This window comes from Psychrobacter cibarius (assembly GCF_904845955.1).
GTDB classification, from domain to species: domain Bacteria; phylum Pseudomonadota; class Gammaproteobacteria; order Pseudomonadales; family Moraxellaceae; genus Psychrobacter; species Psychrobacter cibarius_B.
In genome coordinates this window covers 129,765-149,324 of record NZ_CAJGYX010000001.1, presented here as the reverse complement: position 1 = coordinate 149,324, position 19,560 = coordinate 129,765, and the positions used below count along the sequence as shown (strand labels likewise).

At 43.2% G+C, this 19,560-nt stretch carries 15 protein-coding genes and 4 pseudogenes; 8 read left to right on the top strand and 11 right to left on the bottom strand.

Going from position 1 to position 19,560, the window contains the following annotated elements; translation table 11 throughout:
• Window positions 1-179 precede the first annotated feature (179 nt).
• Window positions 180-1,035: pseudogene (gene yghU / locus JMV76_RS00595) on the bottom strand (glutathione-dependent disulfide-bond oxidoreductase).
• Between the two features lie 355 nt (window positions 1,036-1,390).
• Here yghU and JMV76_RS00590 point away from each other — a divergent pair.
• Window positions 1,391-2,767, top strand: a complete 1,377-nt coding sequence (locus JMV76_RS00590) for a DHA2 family efflux MFS transporter permease subunit (RefSeq protein WP_198329923.1) — start codon at window positions 1,391-1,393, stop codon at window positions 2,765-2,767.
• Between the two features lie 190 nt (window positions 2,768-2,957).
• Here the strand turns inward: JMV76_RS00590 and bfr (JMV76_RS00585) are convergent, their stop codons facing one another.
• The 3 genes from bfr (JMV76_RS00585) to JMV76_RS00575 form a co-directional block, all read right to left on the bottom strand.
• Window positions 2,958-3,437 (bottom strand): bacterioferritin, encoded by a 480-nt coding sequence (gene bfr, locus JMV76_RS00585; RefSeq protein ID WP_201501257.1) that lies wholly within the window; start codon window positions 3,435-3,437, stop codon window positions 2,958-2,960.
• A gap of 67 nt (window positions 3,438-3,504) precedes the next feature.
• Window positions 3,505-3,993: a bacterioferritin gene (gene bfr / locus JMV76_RS00580; protein WP_045447320.1), complete on the bottom strand. Its 489-nt coding sequence runs from the start codon at window positions 3,991-3,993 to the stop codon at window positions 3,505-3,507.
• A 436-nt stretch (window positions 3,994-4,429) separates the two neighbouring features.
• Window positions 4,430-4,621 (bottom strand): (2Fe-2S)-binding protein, encoded by a 192-nt coding sequence (locus tag JMV76_RS00575; protein ID WP_045447323.1) that lies wholly within the window; start codon window positions 4,619-4,621, stop codon window positions 4,430-4,432.
• A 378-nt stretch (window positions 4,622-4,999) separates the two neighbouring features.
• On the opposite strand from JMV76_RS00575, the gene JMV76_RS00570 reads away from it, so the two are divergent.
• Complete coding sequence (locus tag JMV76_RS00570; RefSeq protein ID WP_045456178.1) at window positions 5,000-5,329, top strand: ArsR/SmtB family transcription factor; 330 nt, start codon at window positions 5,000-5,002, stop codon at window positions 5,327-5,329.
• 153 nt (window positions 5,330-5,482) lie between these two features.
• On the opposite strand, the pseudogene JMV76_RS00565 reads toward JMV76_RS00570, so the two are convergent.
• The 6 genes and pseudogenes from JMV76_RS00565 to tnpA all read right to left on the bottom strand — a co-directional run.
• Window positions 5,483-6,202: pseudogene (locus JMV76_RS00565) on the bottom strand (sulfate/molybdate ABC transporter ATP-binding protein); the annotation flags it as partial.
• Window positions 6,203-6,316: 114 nt separating this feature from the next.
• Window positions 6,317-7,273, bottom strand: coding sequence for a sulfate ABC transporter permease subunit CysW (gene cysW, locus JMV76_RS00560; protein WP_201501256.1), 957 nt, complete (start codon window positions 7,271-7,273; stop codon window positions 6,317-6,319).
• Window positions 7,273-8,157, bottom strand: coding sequence for a sulfate ABC transporter permease subunit CysT (gene cysT / locus JMV76_RS00555; RefSeq protein ID WP_201501255.1), 885 nt, complete (start codon window positions 8,155-8,157; stop codon window positions 7,273-7,275). Before cysT ends, cysW begins: the two co-directional genes overlap by 1 nt.
• A gap of 283 nt (window positions 8,158-8,440) precedes the next feature.
• Window positions 8,441-9,535, bottom strand: coding sequence for a sulfate ABC transporter substrate-binding protein (locus tag JMV76_RS00550; RefSeq protein WP_201501254.1), 1,095 nt, complete (start codon window positions 9,533-9,535; stop codon window positions 8,441-8,443).
• Window positions 9,536-9,784: 249 nt separating this feature from the next.
• The gene (locus JMV76_RS00545; protein ID WP_201501614.1) at window positions 9,785-10,801 is read right to left on the bottom strand and encodes a sulfate ABC transporter substrate-binding protein; all 1,017 of its coding nucleotides are present in this window, start codon (window positions 10,799-10,801) and stop codon (window positions 9,785-9,787) included.
• A 340-nt stretch (window positions 10,802-11,141) separates the two neighbouring features.
• Window positions 11,142-11,540 (bottom strand): annotated as a pseudogene (tnpA, locus tag JMV76_RS00540) (IS200/IS605 family transposase).
• 74 nt (window positions 11,541-11,614) lie between these two features.
• Between tnpA and JMV76_RS00535 the strand changes: the two are divergent.
• Together JMV76_RS00535 and JMV76_RS00530 are read left to right on the top strand one after the other, a co-directional pair.
• Window positions 11,615-12,923, top strand: a pseudogene (locus JMV76_RS00535) (RNA-guided endonuclease InsQ/TnpB family protein).
• A 183-nt stretch (window positions 12,924-13,106) separates the two neighbouring features.
• Entirely contained in the window at window positions 13,107-13,622 is a 516-nt protein-coding gene (locus tag JMV76_RS00530; RefSeq protein ID WP_227678943.1) for a hypothetical protein, read from the top strand.
• Between the two features lie 116 nt (window positions 13,623-13,738).
• On the opposite strand, the gene sat is transcribed toward JMV76_RS00530, so the two are convergent.
• Window positions 13,739-14,992: a sulfate adenylyltransferase gene (gene sat, locus JMV76_RS00525; RefSeq protein WP_201501253.1), complete on the bottom strand. Its 1,254-nt coding sequence runs from the start codon at window positions 14,990-14,992 to the stop codon at window positions 13,739-13,741.
• A 250-nt stretch (window positions 14,993-15,242) separates the two neighbouring features.
• Here sat and JMV76_RS00520 point away from each other — a divergent pair, with 250 nt between their 5' ends.
• The 4 genes from JMV76_RS00520 (at window position 15,243) to JMV76_RS00505 (ending at window position 19,494) form a co-directional block, all read left to right on the top strand.
• The gene (locus JMV76_RS00520; protein ID WP_201501252.1) at window positions 15,243-16,934 is read left to right on the top strand and encodes a nitrite/sulfite reductase; all 1,692 of its coding nucleotides are present in this window, start codon (window positions 15,243-15,245) and stop codon (window positions 16,932-16,934) included.
• Window positions 16,927-17,523: a DUF934 domain-containing protein gene (locus JMV76_RS00515; protein WP_201501251.1), complete on the top strand. Its 597-nt coding sequence runs from the start codon at window positions 16,927-16,929 to the stop codon at window positions 17,521-17,523. Before JMV76_RS00520 ends, JMV76_RS00515 begins: the two co-directional genes overlap by 8 nt.
• A gap of 65 nt (window positions 17,524-17,588) precedes the next feature.
• Window positions 17,589-18,227, top strand: coding sequence for a phosphoadenosine phosphosulfate reductase domain-containing protein (locus tag JMV76_RS00510; RefSeq protein WP_201501250.1), 639 nt, complete (start codon window positions 17,589-17,591; stop codon window positions 18,225-18,227).
• A gap of 316 nt (window positions 18,228-18,543) precedes the next feature.
• On the top strand, window positions 18,544-19,494 hold the full coding sequence (locus JMV76_RS00505; RefSeq protein ID WP_201501249.1) for an acetyltransferase: 951 nt from the start codon (window positions 18,544-18,546) through the stop codon (window positions 19,492-19,494).
• The last annotated feature ends 66 nt before the right edge of the window (window positions 19,495-19,560 follow it).

The following is a 19,560-nucleotide window of genomic DNA, read 5'->3' as shown; positions in this document are numbered from 1 at the left end:
TAACGTACTAAGGTTTCTATCTGTTGTACTAATGTATCATTATGTAAACAGGTAAGTATATCTCTATTTTAATATAACCATATATGAATATAGAATAGCAAGATGTCGGATAAAATCAAGGCTGATAAGCAAATAGCCTATCAGCCTTGATTTTATCAATGCGTCTGTTATCGACAGGTTTAGTCAATAGGCTTTAATGACAAGTCTACGGCACGCTTAACGGCTGGACGTTCAGCAATTGCCTGTGCCCAACGTTTCACATGCTTGTAGTCATCAACTTGCAGGAACTCGGCAGCGTCATAAAGCTTTCCAAGCACCAATTGTCCATACCATGCCCAAATAATCATATCCGCAATATTATAATCGGCTTCGTTGTCGCCACACATATATGTGCTGTCTTTTAGATGGGGTATCCAGCACATCGAGCTGGCGTTTGGTTTCCATGGTATAGCGGTTGATCGGCTACTCTAGCGGTTCAGGCGCATAAGCATAAAAATGTCCGAAGCCGCCACCTAAGAAAGGCGCACTACCCATCTGCCACATGACCCAAGACAAACACTCTGCACGTGCTTTGCCAAGTGATAAAGGCATAAACTGGTCAAATTTTTCTGCCAGATACATCAAGATAGCACCAGACTCAAATAGCGCTATCGGCTCGCCAGCTACATCAGCAGAATGATCAACCAAGGCTGGAATTTTTGAGTTAGGGTTTATGGCTACAAAGCCAGAACCAAACTGCTCTCCTTGAGAGATATCAATTTTATAGGCATCATATTCAGCACCTTTAATACCAATCTCGGCAAGCTCTTCTAACAGGATATTGACCTTGACGCCATTTGGCGTATTCAACGAGTACAGCTGTAATGGCGCATCGCCTACTGGCAGCGCTTTCTCATAGCGAGCCCCCGCTGTTGGGCGATTGATACTGGCAAACTTACCACCGTTTTCTTTGTCTTGCGTCCAAACCTTTGGCGGGACATATTTATCGTTCTGCCCATCGGTATGATTACAAGCTTTGTTACTTTCCTGACTCATAATATATCCTCAGTTTATCTTTATCGTATTGTTGATGCTTCTACTTATATCGTCGGTAGTCAATTCAATCTCATATGATTGAGATGAGATTGGCTGTATTGCTTATCTATTGGCTTAAGTCGTTAGCGAGGGTTTACTATAACGATAACCAACCCTGATATTAAAGTCCTCTCTTGTAAGCAGTGTTAATATTATTATCTCTAAACACAGAATTCTATAACCTCAACCGCCAGCCGTTACTTTGATTCCCTTTTATTATGATTGAGTCTTTCTTATACTACTCGGTTGGTATAGCGAATTAGTCGTCAATAGACTATTTTGTTCATTTTATGATGGGATATCTAATGAGATTTACATGGTAACGCTAACCCCGACACAAGATAAATACTTGCCCTATGTGCTAGCGGTGGCGCTATTTATGCAAATTTTAGATGCCACTATTTTGAACACCTCATTGCCACAAATGGCACAGGCGCTGGGTGAGTCTCCATTAAAAATGCAGTGGGCGGTGATCAGTTATGCGCTAACTTTGGCCATATTTATTCCCATCAGTGGTTTTTTGGCGGATAAATACGGCACGCGCCGAGTATTTTTGGCAGCGATTATTATCTTTTGTATTGGCTCACTGCTATGTGCTGCGTCACCAACGTTGGATTTTTTGATTGGCTCACGGGTTATACAAGGCATTGGCGGGGCGATGATGACGCCTGTGGCTCGCTTAATATTGGTCAAATCCTACCCACGCAATAAGCTGCTGACCGTTATGAACTTTGCGGTAATTCCTGCTTTGGTAGCACCGCTAGTAGGACCGGTCTTAGGTGGCTATATCGTACAATATACCAGTTGGCATTGGATATTTTTGATCAATATACCGATGGGCATTTTTGGTTTTATCATGGGCAAAAAACTGGTTCCCGCACTATTTGAGGATACCAAGCGGCTTGATTGGACAGGATTTTTATTGTTTGCGGCAGCGGCTTGTGGGTTTACGCTTGCTGTAGAATTCGGCTCACAGACTGGTCGAGGGTTTTATGGGTTGTTGCTTAGTTTGGTGGCCAGTTTATTGATAGGCGCTTATATCTGGCACGCCAAGCGTCGTCAAGCACCCTTGTTCCCCTTGAGTTTGTTTGACATTCGCACCTTTCGTATTGGCATCACTGGTAACTTATTCACGCGCTTAGGTATTAGCGCTGTACCGTTTTTGCTGCCGCTGTTGCTGCAAGTGGTGTTTGAATACTCACCGTCGCAGGCAGGTTGGCTCCTCGCGCCCATCGCGGTCGGTGCTATCGGGATTAAACCCTGGGTCAGTAAAATTATTCAGCGTTATACTTATCGCAAAGTACTGGTCTTCAACACGTTTTTGATGGGCACGCTCATCATTGTGTTGGCACAGTTTACCGATGCCTCACAGTGGTTATGGTTTATCCCTATTTTGACCATAATGGGCGCTTGTAATTCTATGCAATTCAGCGCGATGAATACGATTACTATCGGTGATTTAGAAGGTGCTCAAACCAGTAGCGGCAATAGCTTGATGGCGGTCAATCAGCAGTTAGCGATTAGTTTCGGTATTGCTTTTGGGGCAGCGGTACTGACGCTGTTACGTGAACGCCTACAAATGGATACGCTGACAGCGTTTCAAACCACCTATTGGATACTTGGGGTCTTAACCATTCTCTCGGGGCTGTACTTCTTACGACTCAAGCCCGAAGATGGGCGCGGCTTATACTGAGCCGCCGATATTTGGATTTTGGATAAAGACTTTGAAAAATATTGATTAAGCGTTGATTTTGTCAGCAGTGCAGATAGCACGTATTGTCAAATATGAGATATAAAAATGCCAGCATGTGAGTGATTATAAACCACACGACACGCTGGCATTTTTAGAGAATAGTACGATTCATTGCATCAATAATGAACCATTAAGGCGCGTCATCATCCATTTGTGATTGGATATAGCGCTCAACCCCAATGCTTTCGATCAAGTCTTCTTGAGTCTCTAACCAGTCTTGATACTCTTCATTACCATCTTTTAGCGTCACCAATAGCTGGCGTGACACATAGTCAGACTTTGTTTCACATAGAGTAATGGCATCGGTAATGATCTCGAATTTTTGTTTTTCTAGGCGCAAATTGCATTCGATAATCTCTGGCACATCTTCACCGATGAACATCTTGCCGTAATCTTGCAAATTTGGTAAACCGCCTAGCAATAAAATTCGGGCAATCAGCTCATCAGACCATTTCATCTCAGCGATGGATTGTTTATAGAAACTCTCATTGAGAGTTTCTAATCCCCAATGACGCGCAATGCGCGCATGTAAAAAGTACTGGTTGATGGCAATCAATGACTGTCCGAGCACTTTATTTAAAGCGCGAATAACCTCTTTATCCCCTTTCATTATCTCTCTCCCTTTCATGTCGTTATTTATGCTAAATACTATGGTTATTGTTCATATCTTCGTGACATTAAACAAGATTGGGAGTAACTTCTGCCATTTGGCTTTGTAGATAATTGGGCAGACTGATCATCTCAATTAAGCGCAACTGTTGCTCAAGCCAATGCGCATGATCTTCTTCAGTGTCTTTTAATTGTTCTACCAACATCTCACGCGTGACATAATCGCGCTCTGCTTCACAAAGAGCAATACCGTCTTTTAAGTGCTGTTGTACTTGATACTCTAGCTCAAGGTCAAGTTGCAGCATTTCAGGAACTGTCGCACCGATATTGATGGCATTGACCGTCATTTTTGGTGTGCCGCTCAGCATTAGGATACGGCGAATAATAGATTGGGCATGTAACGTCTCATCTGCCATCTCATGATGGATACGGTCGTACAATTTGCCATAATGCCACTCAGCATACATTTCTGAGTGAATAAAATACTGGTCACGGGCAGCAAGCTCACCGCCTAACAAAAAATTCAAATAATCAATGACTTTTGGGCTACCTATCATAACCTATACTCCCCTATTTATATTTTACAGATCACCGTACATTCATAATTATCCATATAAGGATAGTACTATTGGTAAACTGATCAGTAAAGATCAAAATCAACAAAACGTCTTACAACGTGAGACAGATATAGTAGCATATAGGCTCTATACAGCTTGTAATGTTATGAACTAAGAATAAGATGCTAATTGAGAATCATAATTAGCTAGCTTTAGTAATCACTGGCTTATCGCAATAATGGCTGCTAATGATGCTCAATATCATTGTAGTAGGCGTATAGGTAAAGTTATATGGACGCTCGCAACTTACCCTTTATGTATAATGACCAAAGGATAAGTGCGGAATATTGAATGTATGTGGTATCGAGGCGTACTAGTGATATTGGTGTAATGAGGTGATGAACAGCTGGGTAGTAAATCTCTGGTTTGATAACGTTTAGACAGCGTAAGCCAAGACATCGAGTCTAGCATGATGCTCATCTAGGTAATCGTTAACCATCGGTTCGCAGCAGCCACAGCAAGTCGCAACATCGAGGGTATCTTTTAGACCGTCAAGGGTATCGATACCTGAAGCAATGGCTGCTTTGATTTGCTTTTCTTTTACGTCATTACAGATGCATACGTACATGGTCTGGCTCCTCTGAATACCGCTATTCGGTAACTACTTTTATTGCTCATAAATTTAGTGCATTGATGATAAACATGGTGAATAGAGTGTTTGATTTGATATTCACGGTCATTTTTATGGCTTGATGTATAATAACGATAACTATTATCATTTGCGATAGCATTTGATATATTATTGGTATAAAAGTACAGTCATCAAAGTAGAGTTATATTGCACACAGTTAATTGATGTAAGTGAATATAAGCGTGCGTGTAACCGAATATGATGAAAGGTAGTAAATTAACGACGAACTGTAATTTGGCCCATTTTTTAATCGATTTTGTAGATAACTGCTGTTATATTGAACCCCTATTAACAAAGCCCAATTGGAATTGTTCTATGTCTGATAATAATTTTACGATACGACCTATCGAGTTATTTAAAGTCTTATCTGACCCGACGCGCTTAAAAATATTTCAAATTCTATTTAACAAAGAATCGCGCTGTGTTGGTGAGTTGGTAGAAATACTAGATCAACCACAGCCAACGATATCGCGTCATTTGAACCATTTAAAGAAACTCGGTATTTTAAGCTGTGTTCGCGACGGTACGTGGATGTGGTATGAAGTCGCTGACGACTTGCCAGAATGGTGCCAAGAGATTTTGGATATTACTTATAAGCAAATATCTAGCAAAGATATCGATATGTCCAAGCCTGCTGAGATATGATAACTATCTAACATTATTGCTATCAACATTTGATCTCAATAACGCTAGATACCAAATGAAATTGAGACCTGCTTTAACCTATAAAAAAAAGACCTACAATAAATAGGTCTTTTTTTATGGGTTATAACAGAAGAACTGCACCAAATTTCACTATGCCAAATCTAAAAAATCACTGATAAACGCATTGGCTGGCTGGTGTATCAGCTCCTCCGATGTGCCTACCTGCTCTACCCGCCCTTGATTCATGACCACGATCTCATCTGAGACGGCGCGGGCTTCTTCTTGATCGTGAGTGACCATGATACTGGTAATACCAAGCTCATGGTGGATGTTCTTTAACCACGTGCGCAGCTCTTTACGTACCTTGGCATCGAGGGCACCAAAAGGCTCATCGAGCAACAATAACTTCGGCTTCACTGCTAAGGCACGAGCCAGCGCAATCCGTTGACGCTGACCACCAGAGAGTTGATGCGGATAAGCATTGGCAACTTGGGGCAGCTGCACCAAATCTAATAGTTCAGCAACGCGCTTATTGATATCTGCCTTACTTGGCCGCTCATTCTTTGGTAACAAGGTCAGTCCAAAGGCGACATTATCGGCGATATTTTTATGACGAAATAATGCGTAATGCTGAAACATAAAGCCAATATGGCGCTTTTGCACTGGCGTATTGGTCACATCCATCTCATCAAACAATATCTGCCCTGAGTCAGCATACTCTAAACCAGCGATAATGCGTAACAACGTCGTTTTGCCACAGCCTGATGGTCCCAGTAAAGTGGTCAGCTTGCCAGTCGGCACGGTGATATTGATATTATCTAAGGCGGTAAACTGACCGAATTTTTTATTAACGTTGCGAATCTCGATGCTCATAATGGGTTCTCTTATTATATCTTTGGTATCGTGGCAGATTTTTTGGTTACCGCATTTATATTATTAAATTAAATGCCAGCCCTTGTGCAGACCAAGTGTAGATAATTTTGCTTATCATTTATCCGAACTTTCAGCGGTTGTTGCATCAGTAGTATTGGTAGCCTTCGTAGCGTTGGCACTTACCAGTAACTCAGGCACACTTGCCAGCCGTTCGGACTTGGCAAATTTGCGCTCTTGTAGCTTAGTCATGACTTGTTGAATAAGCAACGTCACGAGCGCCAGCGCGGCAAGTAGACTTGATAAGGCAAAAGCGGCGGTAAAGTTATAATCATTGTAAGCAATCTCAACCAGTAGTGGCATGGTGTTGGTCTCGCCGCGAATATGACCAGATACCACACTCACCGCCCCAAACTCACCCATTGCCCGCGCATTGGTCAAAATCAAACCATAGAGTAGTGCCCATTTGATATTGGGTAGCGTCACATGCCAAAACGTCTGCCAGCCAGTCGCGCCTAAGGTCAATGCCGCTTGCTCTTCAGAGTCGCCTTGCGTCTGCATCAGCGGTATCAGCTCACGTGCTACAAAGGGAAAGGTGACAAATAAAGTAGCGAGCACGATCCCTGGAACCGCATAAATAACTTGAAACCCCATGCTCTCAAGCCAGCCGCCAATGGTGGAATTGAGTCCGAATAGTAAAACAAACATCAAACCTGCAACGACGGGTGATACTGAAAATGGCAGATCAAGCAAGGTAGTAACGAGCTGCTTACCTTTAAACTGATAGCGGGTCACCAACCATGCAATGGCGATACCCATCACCATATTAATGGGCAAGACGATGGCAGCGGTAATTAATGTCAGCTTAATGGCTTGCAGGGCTTCTGGATCAACCAACGAGGCAATATACAACTGCCAGCCACCTTTAAAGGCTTCATAGAACACAGCCAGCAACGGAATGACCAACATGATGACCATAAATAGCACTGCGATGACGATAAAGGTAAGGCGTATCCATGGCGTATCTTTAGTCGCTGCGTTGCTCTGGTAGTCGTAGCTATTAGATATTTGCATTAGCGAGCTCCTACACGGCGCGACAGTTTCCACTGCATAATGTTAATGGTCAATAAGATCACAAATGAGATCAGTAGCATAAATAATGCAACTGCAGAAGCCCCTTGAACATCAAACTGCTCTAGTTTACTAACGATAATGAGCGGTAAAATCTCTGATTGCATGGGAATATTGCCAGCGATAAAGATAACCGAACCGTACTCGCCAGTGGCACGAGCAAACATCATGCCTGCACCCATGAGTAAAGCGGGCAAAAGCTCTGGCAAAATTACTTTGCGAAACGTCGTAAAACGATTGGCGCCCAATACCGCGGCTGCCTCTTCAAATTCAACCGATAGCTCAGCGAGTACAGGCTGTACCGCACGGACAATAAAGGGGAAACTGACCACAACCAAGGCGAGCCAAATACCTATAGGTGTAAAGGCGACCTGAATGCCAAATTTATCAAACCACTGACCAATCAAACCATTAGGGGCATAAAGGGTCGCAAGCGAAATGCCCGTGACCGCCGTTGGTAATGCAAATGGTAAATCAACTAGCGCATTAATCAACGACTTACCCCAGAACTCGTAGCGTACGAGTACCCAAGCGACCAATGTGCCAAACACCATGTTGGTCAGCATCGCCAAAAACGACATCCATAAGCTTAGCTTGATAGCAGCAGTGACTTGCGGTTGACTAATTGTCTCCCAGAATCCAGTCCAACCCATCTGAGTCGTGGTGTAGGCCATCATGGCAAACGGTAATACCACCAGTAGCGATAAGCTAAAGACCGTGATACCCATGCTTAGGCCGAACCCTGGCAGCACATTGCGTTGGCGCAAACGTGTTAACCACCCTTTTTTTGCAGGGGCTTTGCTGGCAGGAGATGTTTTTGCACTCATAATGATGTCCTATTGCCTAACCAATCGTACTTAGCGATGATTACTATTTATTGTTATTGCTTAACGTGGGTTTTCACTATTGATACTTAAAAAGAGCACTTAACAGAAAGCATTTAACGATGATGTCGTCCATAAAACCATGCTATCAGGTAGTTATTGGTGTGCTTACGGTATAAAGGACATAGCGTATACGACCATGTCCTTTATGAGGTTCTGCATGACTAACGGTGTGACTGACTGCATTTGCTAGCGCAGTAGCTTCTCTTATGCACTTAGCAGGTGATTACTGCGGGGCGTTAATGGCTAACTGGTCGAATACGCCGCCATCACTGAAGTAAGTACCCATAATCTCATCCCACGTGCCAAAGGCATCATTTGGACGGAAGGTTTCAATTGGTGGTAATTTATCACCATTTTTATCAAGGACGCTTTTGACGCTAGGACGCAAGTATAGATTGGCTGCTAGCTGCTGAGCAGGCTCGCTCCATAAGTAGTCAAGATAAGCTTTTGCAGCATCCGTTGTGCCTTTTTTATCTGTCACTGACTGGACAATCGCAACAGGGCTTTCTGATTTAATAGAGTATTTAGGATAAACGATGTCTACTTTACCAGCACCGAAATCAGTCGCTGCCAAGTTGGCTTCATTTTCAAAAGTCACTAGGACATCACCGATACCACGCTGAACGAAAGTGGTGGTCGCAGCGCGCCCGCCATTCTCATAAACTTTGACGTTTTTAAGCATGTCTTTCACGTAGTTTTTGGCACTGGCCTCGTTTTTATCAAAAGCATGTAAGCCATAACCATAAGCGCCCAAGAACGCATAACGACCATTACCCGTCACTTTTGGATTGGCCATGACGATCTCAACGCCTTCTTTGGTCAAATCTTCCCAGTCATTGATGCCTTTTGGATTGTCTTTACGGACTAAGAATACGATGGTACTGGTAAAAGGCACGGCATTGTCTGGGAATTTACTTTCCCAATCTGATTCAACCAAACCTTTTTTCTCAAGCAGCTCAATATCAGAGCCTTGGTTCATGGTAGCGACATCTGCTTGCAGACCATTGGCAACCGACAGCGCTTGTTTGCTTGAGCCACCATGTGACTGCTTGATTAGAATATTGCTGTTTGGATTTTCAGCTTTATAATGCTCAACGAATAATGGGTTGTAGTCTTTATAAAAGTCACGTGCCACATCATATGAGACGTTCAGTAGCTCAATATTTTGACCTTCTGTGGCAGCGGTGCCATCTGCATTAGCAGTCGTTTCTGTCTCGCTATTGCTACAGCCAGCCAGCCCTAAGGTTAATGCAACGCCTGCAATGCTCAAGACGTGACGTTTTTTACTTTTTTGTTGATAGTGCAAAGCGTATGTCATAAATTCCTCAAAGGTATCTGTTAAGTAATGTAAGTATGCTAACAGTGCCATCTTATTATGTTTAATGATGAATATGCGTATGTTATTGCCAAAATGGAATAACAAAGGGATAAACACAAGGTTATCAATTACTTAAATAGTATCGTTAACACATAAGGCTGACACCCTACTAACTACCCGCTCTGGCTCATACAAATTGAGCACTTTGAGCATGTATCAGGTCATTGACGATCTCTTGATAAAGGCTCCCTACTTCACTCTTGCCAGCTGATCAAAACGCCCACCATCGACAAAGAAAGTGTCCATAATCTGCTCCCAAGAACCAAATACTGCTACCGGCTCAAAAGTCTCAATATCAGGCAAGGTTGCTTTGTGAGCTGCCAGCACTTGTGGGTTACTTGGACGCATATACATCTCTGCCATAAGCTCTTGTGCTGGAGTGTCCCATAAGCCTTTTAGGTAAGCATTCGCCGCTGCCGTCTTGCCGCCCTTGTCAGTGACGGCTGTTACGACCGCTACTGGGTTGGCAATCACAATAGAATAACTGGGATAAACGATATCGACCTGTCCTTTGGCAAATTTCTTGACGGCTAAATGCGCTTCATTTTCGGTCGTGATGAGCACATCGCCCAGTCCGCGCTGAGTAAAGCTAGTCGTTGCGGCGCGTGCGCCATTGTCATAAGTGACCACGTTTGCCAGTAGCTTTTTTATAAAATCATCCGTTTTGGCAGGACTTTGCACCGTTTCTTTAAATTGATGTAATCCGTAACCATAAGCACCCAAAAACGCATAACGCGCGGTGCCACTGGTTTTCGGGTTGGGTATCACCACGTCGATATCATTACGCGCCAAGTCCGACCAGTCTTTGATATTTTTGGGGTTACCATCGCGCACCAATAACACCATGGTACTGGTATAAGGCACCGAATTGTTTGGGAACGCTTGCTGCCAGTCAGAGGCAACCAAGCCTTTTTTAACCAACAGATTCATATCACTTTCTTGGTTTAAGGTGACTACATCTGCTTGCAGACCATTGGCAACCGACAGCGCTTGTTTGCTTGAGCCACCATGTGATTGGTTGATATTGACCTGACTGTCTGAATGCTTTTGTTGATAATCTGCGCTAAATAAAGCGTTATAATCTTTATAAAAATCGCGTGATACATCATAAGAGACATTTAATAAACTGATATTTTTTGCATCACCCGTTGCGTTCGAGCCGTCTTGCTGAGTGGCTTCGGTAGGATTACAGCCTGTCATCAGCATGGCAAACGCCAGTACGCTACTAACTTTAACACTGATATTGGCGAGCGGCGTCTGCGTATTTTTATTTTCAACAAGTGTATGTATGTTCGCAAAACGAAGATTTTGAGATATTTGCTGAATACTTTTGTTATCTGGTTGCATGGGTGCTCTCGATAATGTTGATAGAAGCGTTTTTCACAGCATTAACAATCTTATTAATGCTCATAATCCTTTGGATGCGGTTCTATGGATAATGAGAAATATGCTAACAGCATGTGAGTCAAATGCTTAGTGACAAATGCGCTTATCGAGTGATTAACTTGGCATAAGTCATTTTATTAATTATTTCACAAGGCTTAGGCTAGCCTCGCTGATTCTGAATATATTGCTTAATAATATCTAATGGCGCACCACCACAAGAGCTTGCAAAATAAGATCGGGACCAAAGCACCGGCTTGGCATAAGCTGCTCTTAACTCAATGAAATCGCCTCTCATTCGTCTACTTGTGACTGACTTTAGATTATTAACCAACTTGCTTAACTACACCGTTGGCGGATACTGAATAAGCATGTGAATGTGATCTGCCTCACCGTTACACTCCTTTAGCTCAGCGTCAAAAATTTTACAGAGCTCAGCAACACATTCACTAAAATAATCATGATGCAACTCAACTAAAACTTTTTCTCGGTACTTGGTAAAAAAAACCAAATGAACGTGTAGGTTAAAGGCGGCATAGCGATTTTTATATATCTCACTCATTGTAATAAAAACCCTTAAGTGCTAGAATTATAATCATAATATCAAATACACACTCATTAATAAAGAAAGTGTTTATGAAGATCAACAAAGCGTATAAATTTAGGCTTGAGCCTAATACGGAGCAAACGGTTATTTTAAATAATCTTGTCGGCTCTGCGCGTTTTGTTTGGAATCAAATGCTGGCAATCTCATTTGAGATGTTTGCTAACAACGAGTTTATTAATGCCACCAATCTGGTTAATAAAATTATAGATTTAAAAAGTAATCCTGATTTTGACTTCCTAAAAACCAGTTCAAATGCGGTGGCTTTACAACAAAAAGTACGTGATCTCGCCTCTGCTTGGTCACGTTTTTTTGACCCCAAAGTCCATGCCAGGTTAAAAGAAAATAAAAAGAAACCCCGTAAACCCAAGTTCTTTAAATTGGCTGATGGATCGGAGATCCAACTACGTCCACTGATGCCAAGATTTAAGCACAAGTCCGATGGCTGCGACTCAATTCGCTTGGTTCAGTTTGATAAATATTGCCGTGTTGAGGACAATCGAGTCAAACTACCCAACGGTATTGGCTTGGTGAAGTTTAGAAAATCCCAAAACATTATCGGCACCATCAAAAACGTCACCATCAGCAAGAAATCAGGGCGCTGGTACGTGTCGTTTGGGTGTGAACTTGAACTGGCTGAGAACCCTCGGCATCCTGCCATAAGCGCTATTGGATTAGACATGGGTATCAGCAAACTACTCACCACCTCAAATGGTGAATACATCAAACCTAAAAACGGCTTTAAAGCCAATCAACTCAAGCTTGCTAGATTACAGCGTCAATTAATCAAGAAAGTAAAATTCAGTGAAAACTGGAAAAAGCAAAACCGTAAGATACAGAAATTGCACCATCATATCGCCAATATTCGTCATGACTACTTGCATAAAATCACCACCAGCATCAGCAAAAACCACGCTATGATTGCTTGTGAGGACTTAAAAGTAACCAATATGTCGAAGTCTGCAAGCGGGTCGATGGAGAAAAAAGGTTATAATGTCAAAGCCAAATCAGGATTGAATAAATCAATTTTGGATCAAGGCTGGGCCATGATGGTCAATATGCTTGAGTACAAGCAGCAATGGCAAGGTGGGCTGCTAGTGAAAATCAATCCACGTTACACCAGCCAAACCTGCTTTAACTGCAAGCATGTCGCCAAAGAAAATAGACAAACTCAATCAAAATTTGAGTGCGTCCAATGTGGTTATGTTGCGAACGCAGATGTTAACGCGGCTCGCAACATATTAGCGGCAGGGCATGCCGTGTTGTCTGCGGAGGGAAGATGCGGTAAAGGGTCGCCCGTTGAAACAGAAAACTTGTGATATTCGTGAGAATGTTGCCTAAGAGCGTTTGCTTTTAGAATCCCCCCACTTGAGCTTGGCGAAAGTGGTGGGAGTATGTCAAATAGACGAGCCTTTATGTAAACGATACTATCTCTAATATCCTTACAGCCATGCTGTTAGGCGTTTCGTTTAGATAACGACCATTCCTCTTAATCACTCCTTTATCAAAGGTACTTAAATGATCATGTCTCCACCTCGTGCCGCTCGTCACTCACGCTTTTTTTCGGTATTTTTCACCACATCGGCGGCTCTGTTTGCCTTAAGTGGCTGTAATAACATGACACCTAGCGTGAATCACCAAGCCATAAAACAACCTATAGCCGATGTCATGCCAGCTGTGCAAGCAGTCGTTGGAGATTATGCTGATGAAGGTTATGAAAAGCGCGCGCAAGGCTATGATTGGGTTGGCGTCATGGTACGGGCAGAGAGTGATCAGCAAATCAACATAAAGGTTCGCGCCCGTAGCGATATTAAAAAGCCCAGTTGCCAGTTTGATAGCAAGGCGACATTAATGGGTCAAGACGACGCGCACGGCATTATTTTCCAAAGCAAAGTCAATGACAGTACAGCATTCTTTCAATTTAAGGATGATAAGCTGACTATTGATAGTCAAGATAAATACGCGCTTAACTACTTCTGCTCTGGCGGTGGCACATTGATTGGTGACTATCAAAAGCTGACAACAGATTTAGAGATTTAATAGATAACGAACGCTAGCTTAGATAACAGGCGTTGAAAACCAGTATCAAAAAAAGGTGTCAGACTTATCATCTGACACCTTTTTTTGATACTGGTTTGTATGCTGATAATCTTGGTTTACACCGCAGAGGCACCAACCAATTTCACTTCAGCACGTTCCTCTCTTGCGATACCAGCATAATAATCACGCAAAATTTGTAATACTTCTGGACGGCTAAAGTTGTCTGGTACTTCTTCATCTTCTGATAGCGCTTTACGCAGCTTCGTACCTGATACTTTAACGTGTTCAGACGCTTCATGCGGGCAAGTCTTATCTGATGCCATGGCATTACAAGCATTACACCAGAACGTCCAGCCAATTTTTAGTGGTTGAGTGATAAGATCATCTTTACCAACCTGTTCAAATATCGTTTGTGCATCAAAGGCACCATAATAATCGCCGACACCAGCATGGTCACGACCAACAATCAAGTGGCTACAGCCATAGTTTTGACGGAATACGGCATGTAGTAATGCCTCGCGTGGACCGGCATAGCGCATATCTAGCGGATAACCGGCTTGAATAACCGTATCTTGTCTAAAGTAATTATCAATCAAGGTTTTGATGGCTTCTTGACGCACTTCGGCTGGGATATCGCCTGGCTTCAATGCCCCGAGCAATGAATGAATCAAGACTCCATCACAAATCTCGATAGCAATCTTGGCAAGGTATTCGTGTGAGCGATGCATTGGATTACGCGTTTGGAAAGCGGCAACCGTTTTCCAGCCTTTGGCATCCAGTATTTCCCGCGTTTCAGTAGGGGTTTTATAAATTTCCGGATATAAGGTTGGGAACTCGCCTTCGCTCAATACTTCGACACTACCTGCGATATTTACTTCACCTTGGTTAAGTACTTGCTGCACGCCCGGATGTTCGCTATCAGTGGTGGTAAAAACTTGCTGACACTCATGCTCTTTATCAATGATATAAGTCTCTTCTACCGTCAAGATGCCCATAATCTCACCATCTTGCGCCACTAACGCGACTTTATCACCTTGGTTTAGGCTGTCGGCAGTTTCTTTCGGCGCTGATAAAGTGATGGGAATTGGCCAAAACAAGCCAGCATTGTTGCCACTTTGCAGGCGCATATCATCAACCACCCCTTGCCAATCCGCTTGGTTCATAAAGCCATTTAGCGGCGTAAAGCCACCGATACCGAGCATAATCAAATCACCACGCTCACGCGAGCTCAGGGTAATCGTCGGCAAGCTGCTGGCAAGTTTCAATGCTTGGTTGCGGGTATCACCCTTTAATAGTAATGGTTTAAGCTCGCTGCTGCCATGTGGCGGAACAAGTTTTGATGGCTGTTGGTTAGCAGTGGTAGATGTCATTTTTTGAAACCTTTATAGGTAGTGATGAAATAAGTCGTGATAAATTTGATAAGCATAGGCTACCTAACTTTCGTTATGAAAATTTATGCTGACTTTGGATATACATATGTCTTAAAGGAATTTATGTTTGCAGGCGCAAGCTTATATGATGTGACTCTGAATTGTTTACCTTGCGACTGGCAATAAGATTGATTACACACGCCAATCATTTTCGTCGCTGCTTTTATGTTTAAAAAATTGAGATTACGTCATGTATCAATATAACTACGCTGACCAAGCCTTGGTAGAAGAACGAGTCGCCCAGTTTCGCGACCAAACCGAACGGTTTTTGGCAGGCGAGCTGCCAGAAGAGCAATTTTTGCCGCTGCGTTTGCAAAACGGCCTCTATATCCAGCGTTATGCGCCGATGTTGCGTATCGCCATTCCTTACGGTCTGCTTGCCAGCTACCAATTGCGTAAGTTGGCGGAGATTACCCGTAAATATGACAAAGGCTACGGACACTTCACTACCCGTACCAATATGCAGCTGAACTGGCCAAAACTAGAAGAGGTGCCAGATATTTTGGCAGAGCTGGCGTCGGTACAGATGCATTCTATTCAAACTTCTGGTAACTGTATCCGTAATACCACCACCGACCCTTATGCCGGCATTCATCAAAATGAGATTGCCGATCCGCGCCCTTATTGCGAAATCATTCGCCAGTGGTCGACCTTTCATCCTGAGTTTGCTTTTTTGCCGCGTAAATTTAAGATTGCCGTTATCGGCACTGATAATGATCGTGCAGCGACGCAAGTCCACGATGTCGGTTTGCATTTAAAGAAAAATGAAGATGGCGAGCTTGGCTTTGAAGTGCTAGTTGGTGGTGGTCTCGGTCGTATCCCAGTACTTGGTAAAGTGATCAATAAATTTTTACCTCGCGAGCATCTGCTTAGCTATCTAGATGCCATATTGCGCGTCTATAACCTACATGGTCGCCGCGATAAAGGCAGTAAATACCGATCACGCATCAAGATTTTGGTCGATACCTTGGGCGGCCCTGCCTTTGCCAAATTGGTCGATGCTGAGTGGGAAGCACATACCAAGGACGGGCCACTGACGCTGACGGATGCCAACTTTGAGCATGCGAGTAGCTTCTTTAGTGAACCTGATTATGTGACCTTTGATGCGCTACAAGCACAGTCTGATTTGCAGCAGCAATTGAGCGCTGATAAGGATTTTGCCAATTGGTACAACCAAAATACTGTGGCACATAAAGTCGCTGGTTACCGTGCGGTTGTCATTTCTTTAAAAGCAGGATTGGTTGACGGTAAATACGTCCCATCAGGCGATGTCACCGAATCGCAGATGGATGCGCTTGCTGACCTTTCTGACAAGTATAGCTTTGGCGAGCTGCGCGGTACGTATCAGCAGAATTTAGTCTTCGCTGACGTGCAAACCAATCAGTTATACGAGTTATGGCAACAGCTTTCTGAGCTACATCTGGCACGACCTAATATCAATACCTTGACCGATATGATCGTCTGCCCAGGTTGGGATTATTGCTCGCTTGCCAACGCCACCACCCATAATATCGCTGAGCAAATTGAAAAGCAGTTTAGCGATTTGGACTACCTATATGATCTTGGCGATATCCGCTTAAACATGTCGGGTTGTATCAATGCTTGTGCGCACCATCATACGGGCGATATCGGTATACTGGGTGTCGATAAAAAAGGTGAAAACTGGTATCAAATCAGTCTTGGCGGCAACTCGAGTAACGATGCCAAACTTGGCAAAATACTAGGCCGCTCCGTCCCTACCGAAGCGGTTGCTGACACCATTCAAAAGATCGTTGATGTCTATGTCGATTTGCGTGCCACCACCGATAACGATGTAGAAAGCTTTGGCGAATTGGTTGAGCGCGTCGGTATTGATCCCTTTAAGGAGAAGGTCTATGGCTAATCACCATATTTTGGATAGTCAGGGCGTCGATATTAGCCATAACGATAGCTGGCATGCGTTAACCACTGAGACGTTACCAGATGGTATCGCCTCGGTAGATATCACGCTACTTGAGCTGCTGCATAAGCAAGATAAGCCTGACGTTCTAGTCCCACTTGCTGATTTGTTGGACGGCTCAGGGGCGCTGGCAAGCGGTTTGCTCAAAGAGGTCTATCAGTTAATCATTCAACATAGTAGCCGTGTTGGATTATGGATGACCGCTGATACAGATACAGATGCCTTGGCAGCGCTCAGTGAGCTGCTGTTAAAGCAGGATCTCATCGTCATTCATGTGCCCAAATTCGCTGATGGACGCAATTTTAGCTTTGTACAAACGCTGCGCCAAATCGGTTATACAGGCGAGATTCGAGTGGCTGGCGCGTTCGGCCGTGATCAAATTGCCTATCTCTTACGTGTGGGCGTCGACAGCTTTGTGCTCAATGAACACGACTTACAGTCGGACTTTAAGATCTCACAAGCGTTTACCGCTCTTGCTAGCAGTTATGACGGTCGCAATGCCGCCGCACTACCAATGTTTGCAGGTGCTTGATGTAGCATCAACCATAAAACTTATTATTTATCGTTTTTATATTCACAACAATTGAGGAATCTACCATGAGCCAGTTACATCCAAATCTAGATATCGACCAAGCCAACCAAGACCTGCAGGGTAAATCACCAGAAGAAATCGTTGCATGGGCACTGACCCAAGCGAAAAACCCAATCATTACCACCAACTTCCGCCCTTATGAGTCTGCGATTTTGCATTTGGTCGCCAAGCAGCGCCCTGATATCACGGTATTGTGGGTAGATTCAGGTTATAACACCGATGCGACCTATCAATTTGCCAATAAAGTTATCCGTGATTTGAATTTAAACGTTATCACTTATATTCCTAAGCAAACAGCAGCCTATCGTGATGCCACCATGAACGGTATCCCAGGCATTGACAATCCGCAGCATGACGAATTCACTGACCAAGTAAAACTTGAGCCATTCCGCCGTGCACTCGATGAGCTAAAACCTGATGTCTGGTTTAATGCCATTCGTAAAGATCAAACTGAATTCCGCCAAGGTCTTGATGTGCTTAGCTTATCAAAAGATGGTGTGTTAAAAGTAGCGCCGTTATTTGAGAAAAATGACGCTGATTTAGACGTGTATCTTAAAGAGCATAATCTACCAAATGAGTTTGATTACTTTGATCCGACTAAGGTTGAAGAAAGCCGTGAGTGTGGTCTGCACACGCAGCTGTAAGTAATTAGCCAGTAATTAATCAGCAATTCAGTACAAAGCCAATAATATTAAATAAAAAAAGCGATGACATTAAAATCATCGCTTTTTTTTGTGTTAACTATGGTGATTGACATGAAAATCAATACGAAAGTGGCGTTCTACAATCGTTTTGATTAAAACATTAACGTTTCTTTAACGTCTTATTGTTTAACATTGAGGTATTCTATGGCTTGCCTTAGTGGGCTGCACGTCATTAAGCTGACTTTTTAAAGCCAAATCATGGACGAAGTTGCCCAATCCTTATAGGCACTCGCGCTCATCAATATGGATATTTGTTATGCCCTTTATAAAAAAAATCGATTCATTCTATGAAAAACTGCACGATAAGCTGCCAGCTGTAGGTAAAGCAGCCTCCTTTTTGACCGGTACAGGCGTCCTCACGGCCAACAGTGCGATGGTTGGTCTGCCTATTTGGAGCTTAGGCGCGGCAAAAGTATTGACTGGCGCGAAAGCTGCGGATGATGCATTAATTGCGATTACCAAATACTGGATTAATAGTAATAATGCCGTGATTGACCACGCGCTACCCCATAAAGACTGGCGCATTAATCTGCCCGACGACTTGAGCGAAGACAAGCAGTATCTTTTGGTAAGCAATCATCAATCGTGGGTCGACACCAGTATCGTGCAATATATCAGCCAAGATACGCTGCCTTTAACGCGATTTTTTACTAAGTTTAATCTGATTTATATCCCCGTTATCGGTCAAGCATTTTACTTCTTAGACTTTCCAATGATGAAGCGCTTTTCTGCCAAAGCGATGGCAAAGAATCCAGAACTTAAAAAACAAAATCTCCTTGAGGCTAAGCGTGCCTGTCGTCAATTAAAAGACAAACCCTTTGCCCTATTAAACTATTTGGAAGGCACGCGCTTTACTAAAGAAAAACATGACCAACAAAAATCTCCTTATCAGCATTTGTTAAAACCACGCGCTGGCGGTTTGTCGTTAGCGCTTAATGCGTTAGGCGATGAATTGGATTCTATTTTAGATATCACTATCGTCTACCCAGACGGCGCGCCTGATTATGATGATTTATGGAAAGGCAATATTCGACGCTTGGGTGTCGATGTGACTCGCTTAACCATACCGGACGAGTTATTTGCGGCCATCATGGATGGCGGTTATGACCGTGACGAGACCACTAAAAAGATGATGTTTGATTGGTTAGAGGATATTTGGCAACAAAAAGATGCGCGTATTACTAAAATGCTAAGTGAGTTTGAATAGGTTGCTTTACAAGGTTGAATCTCGTCCTTGTTAATACCTAACGCAAAAATCTAATATAAATAACAG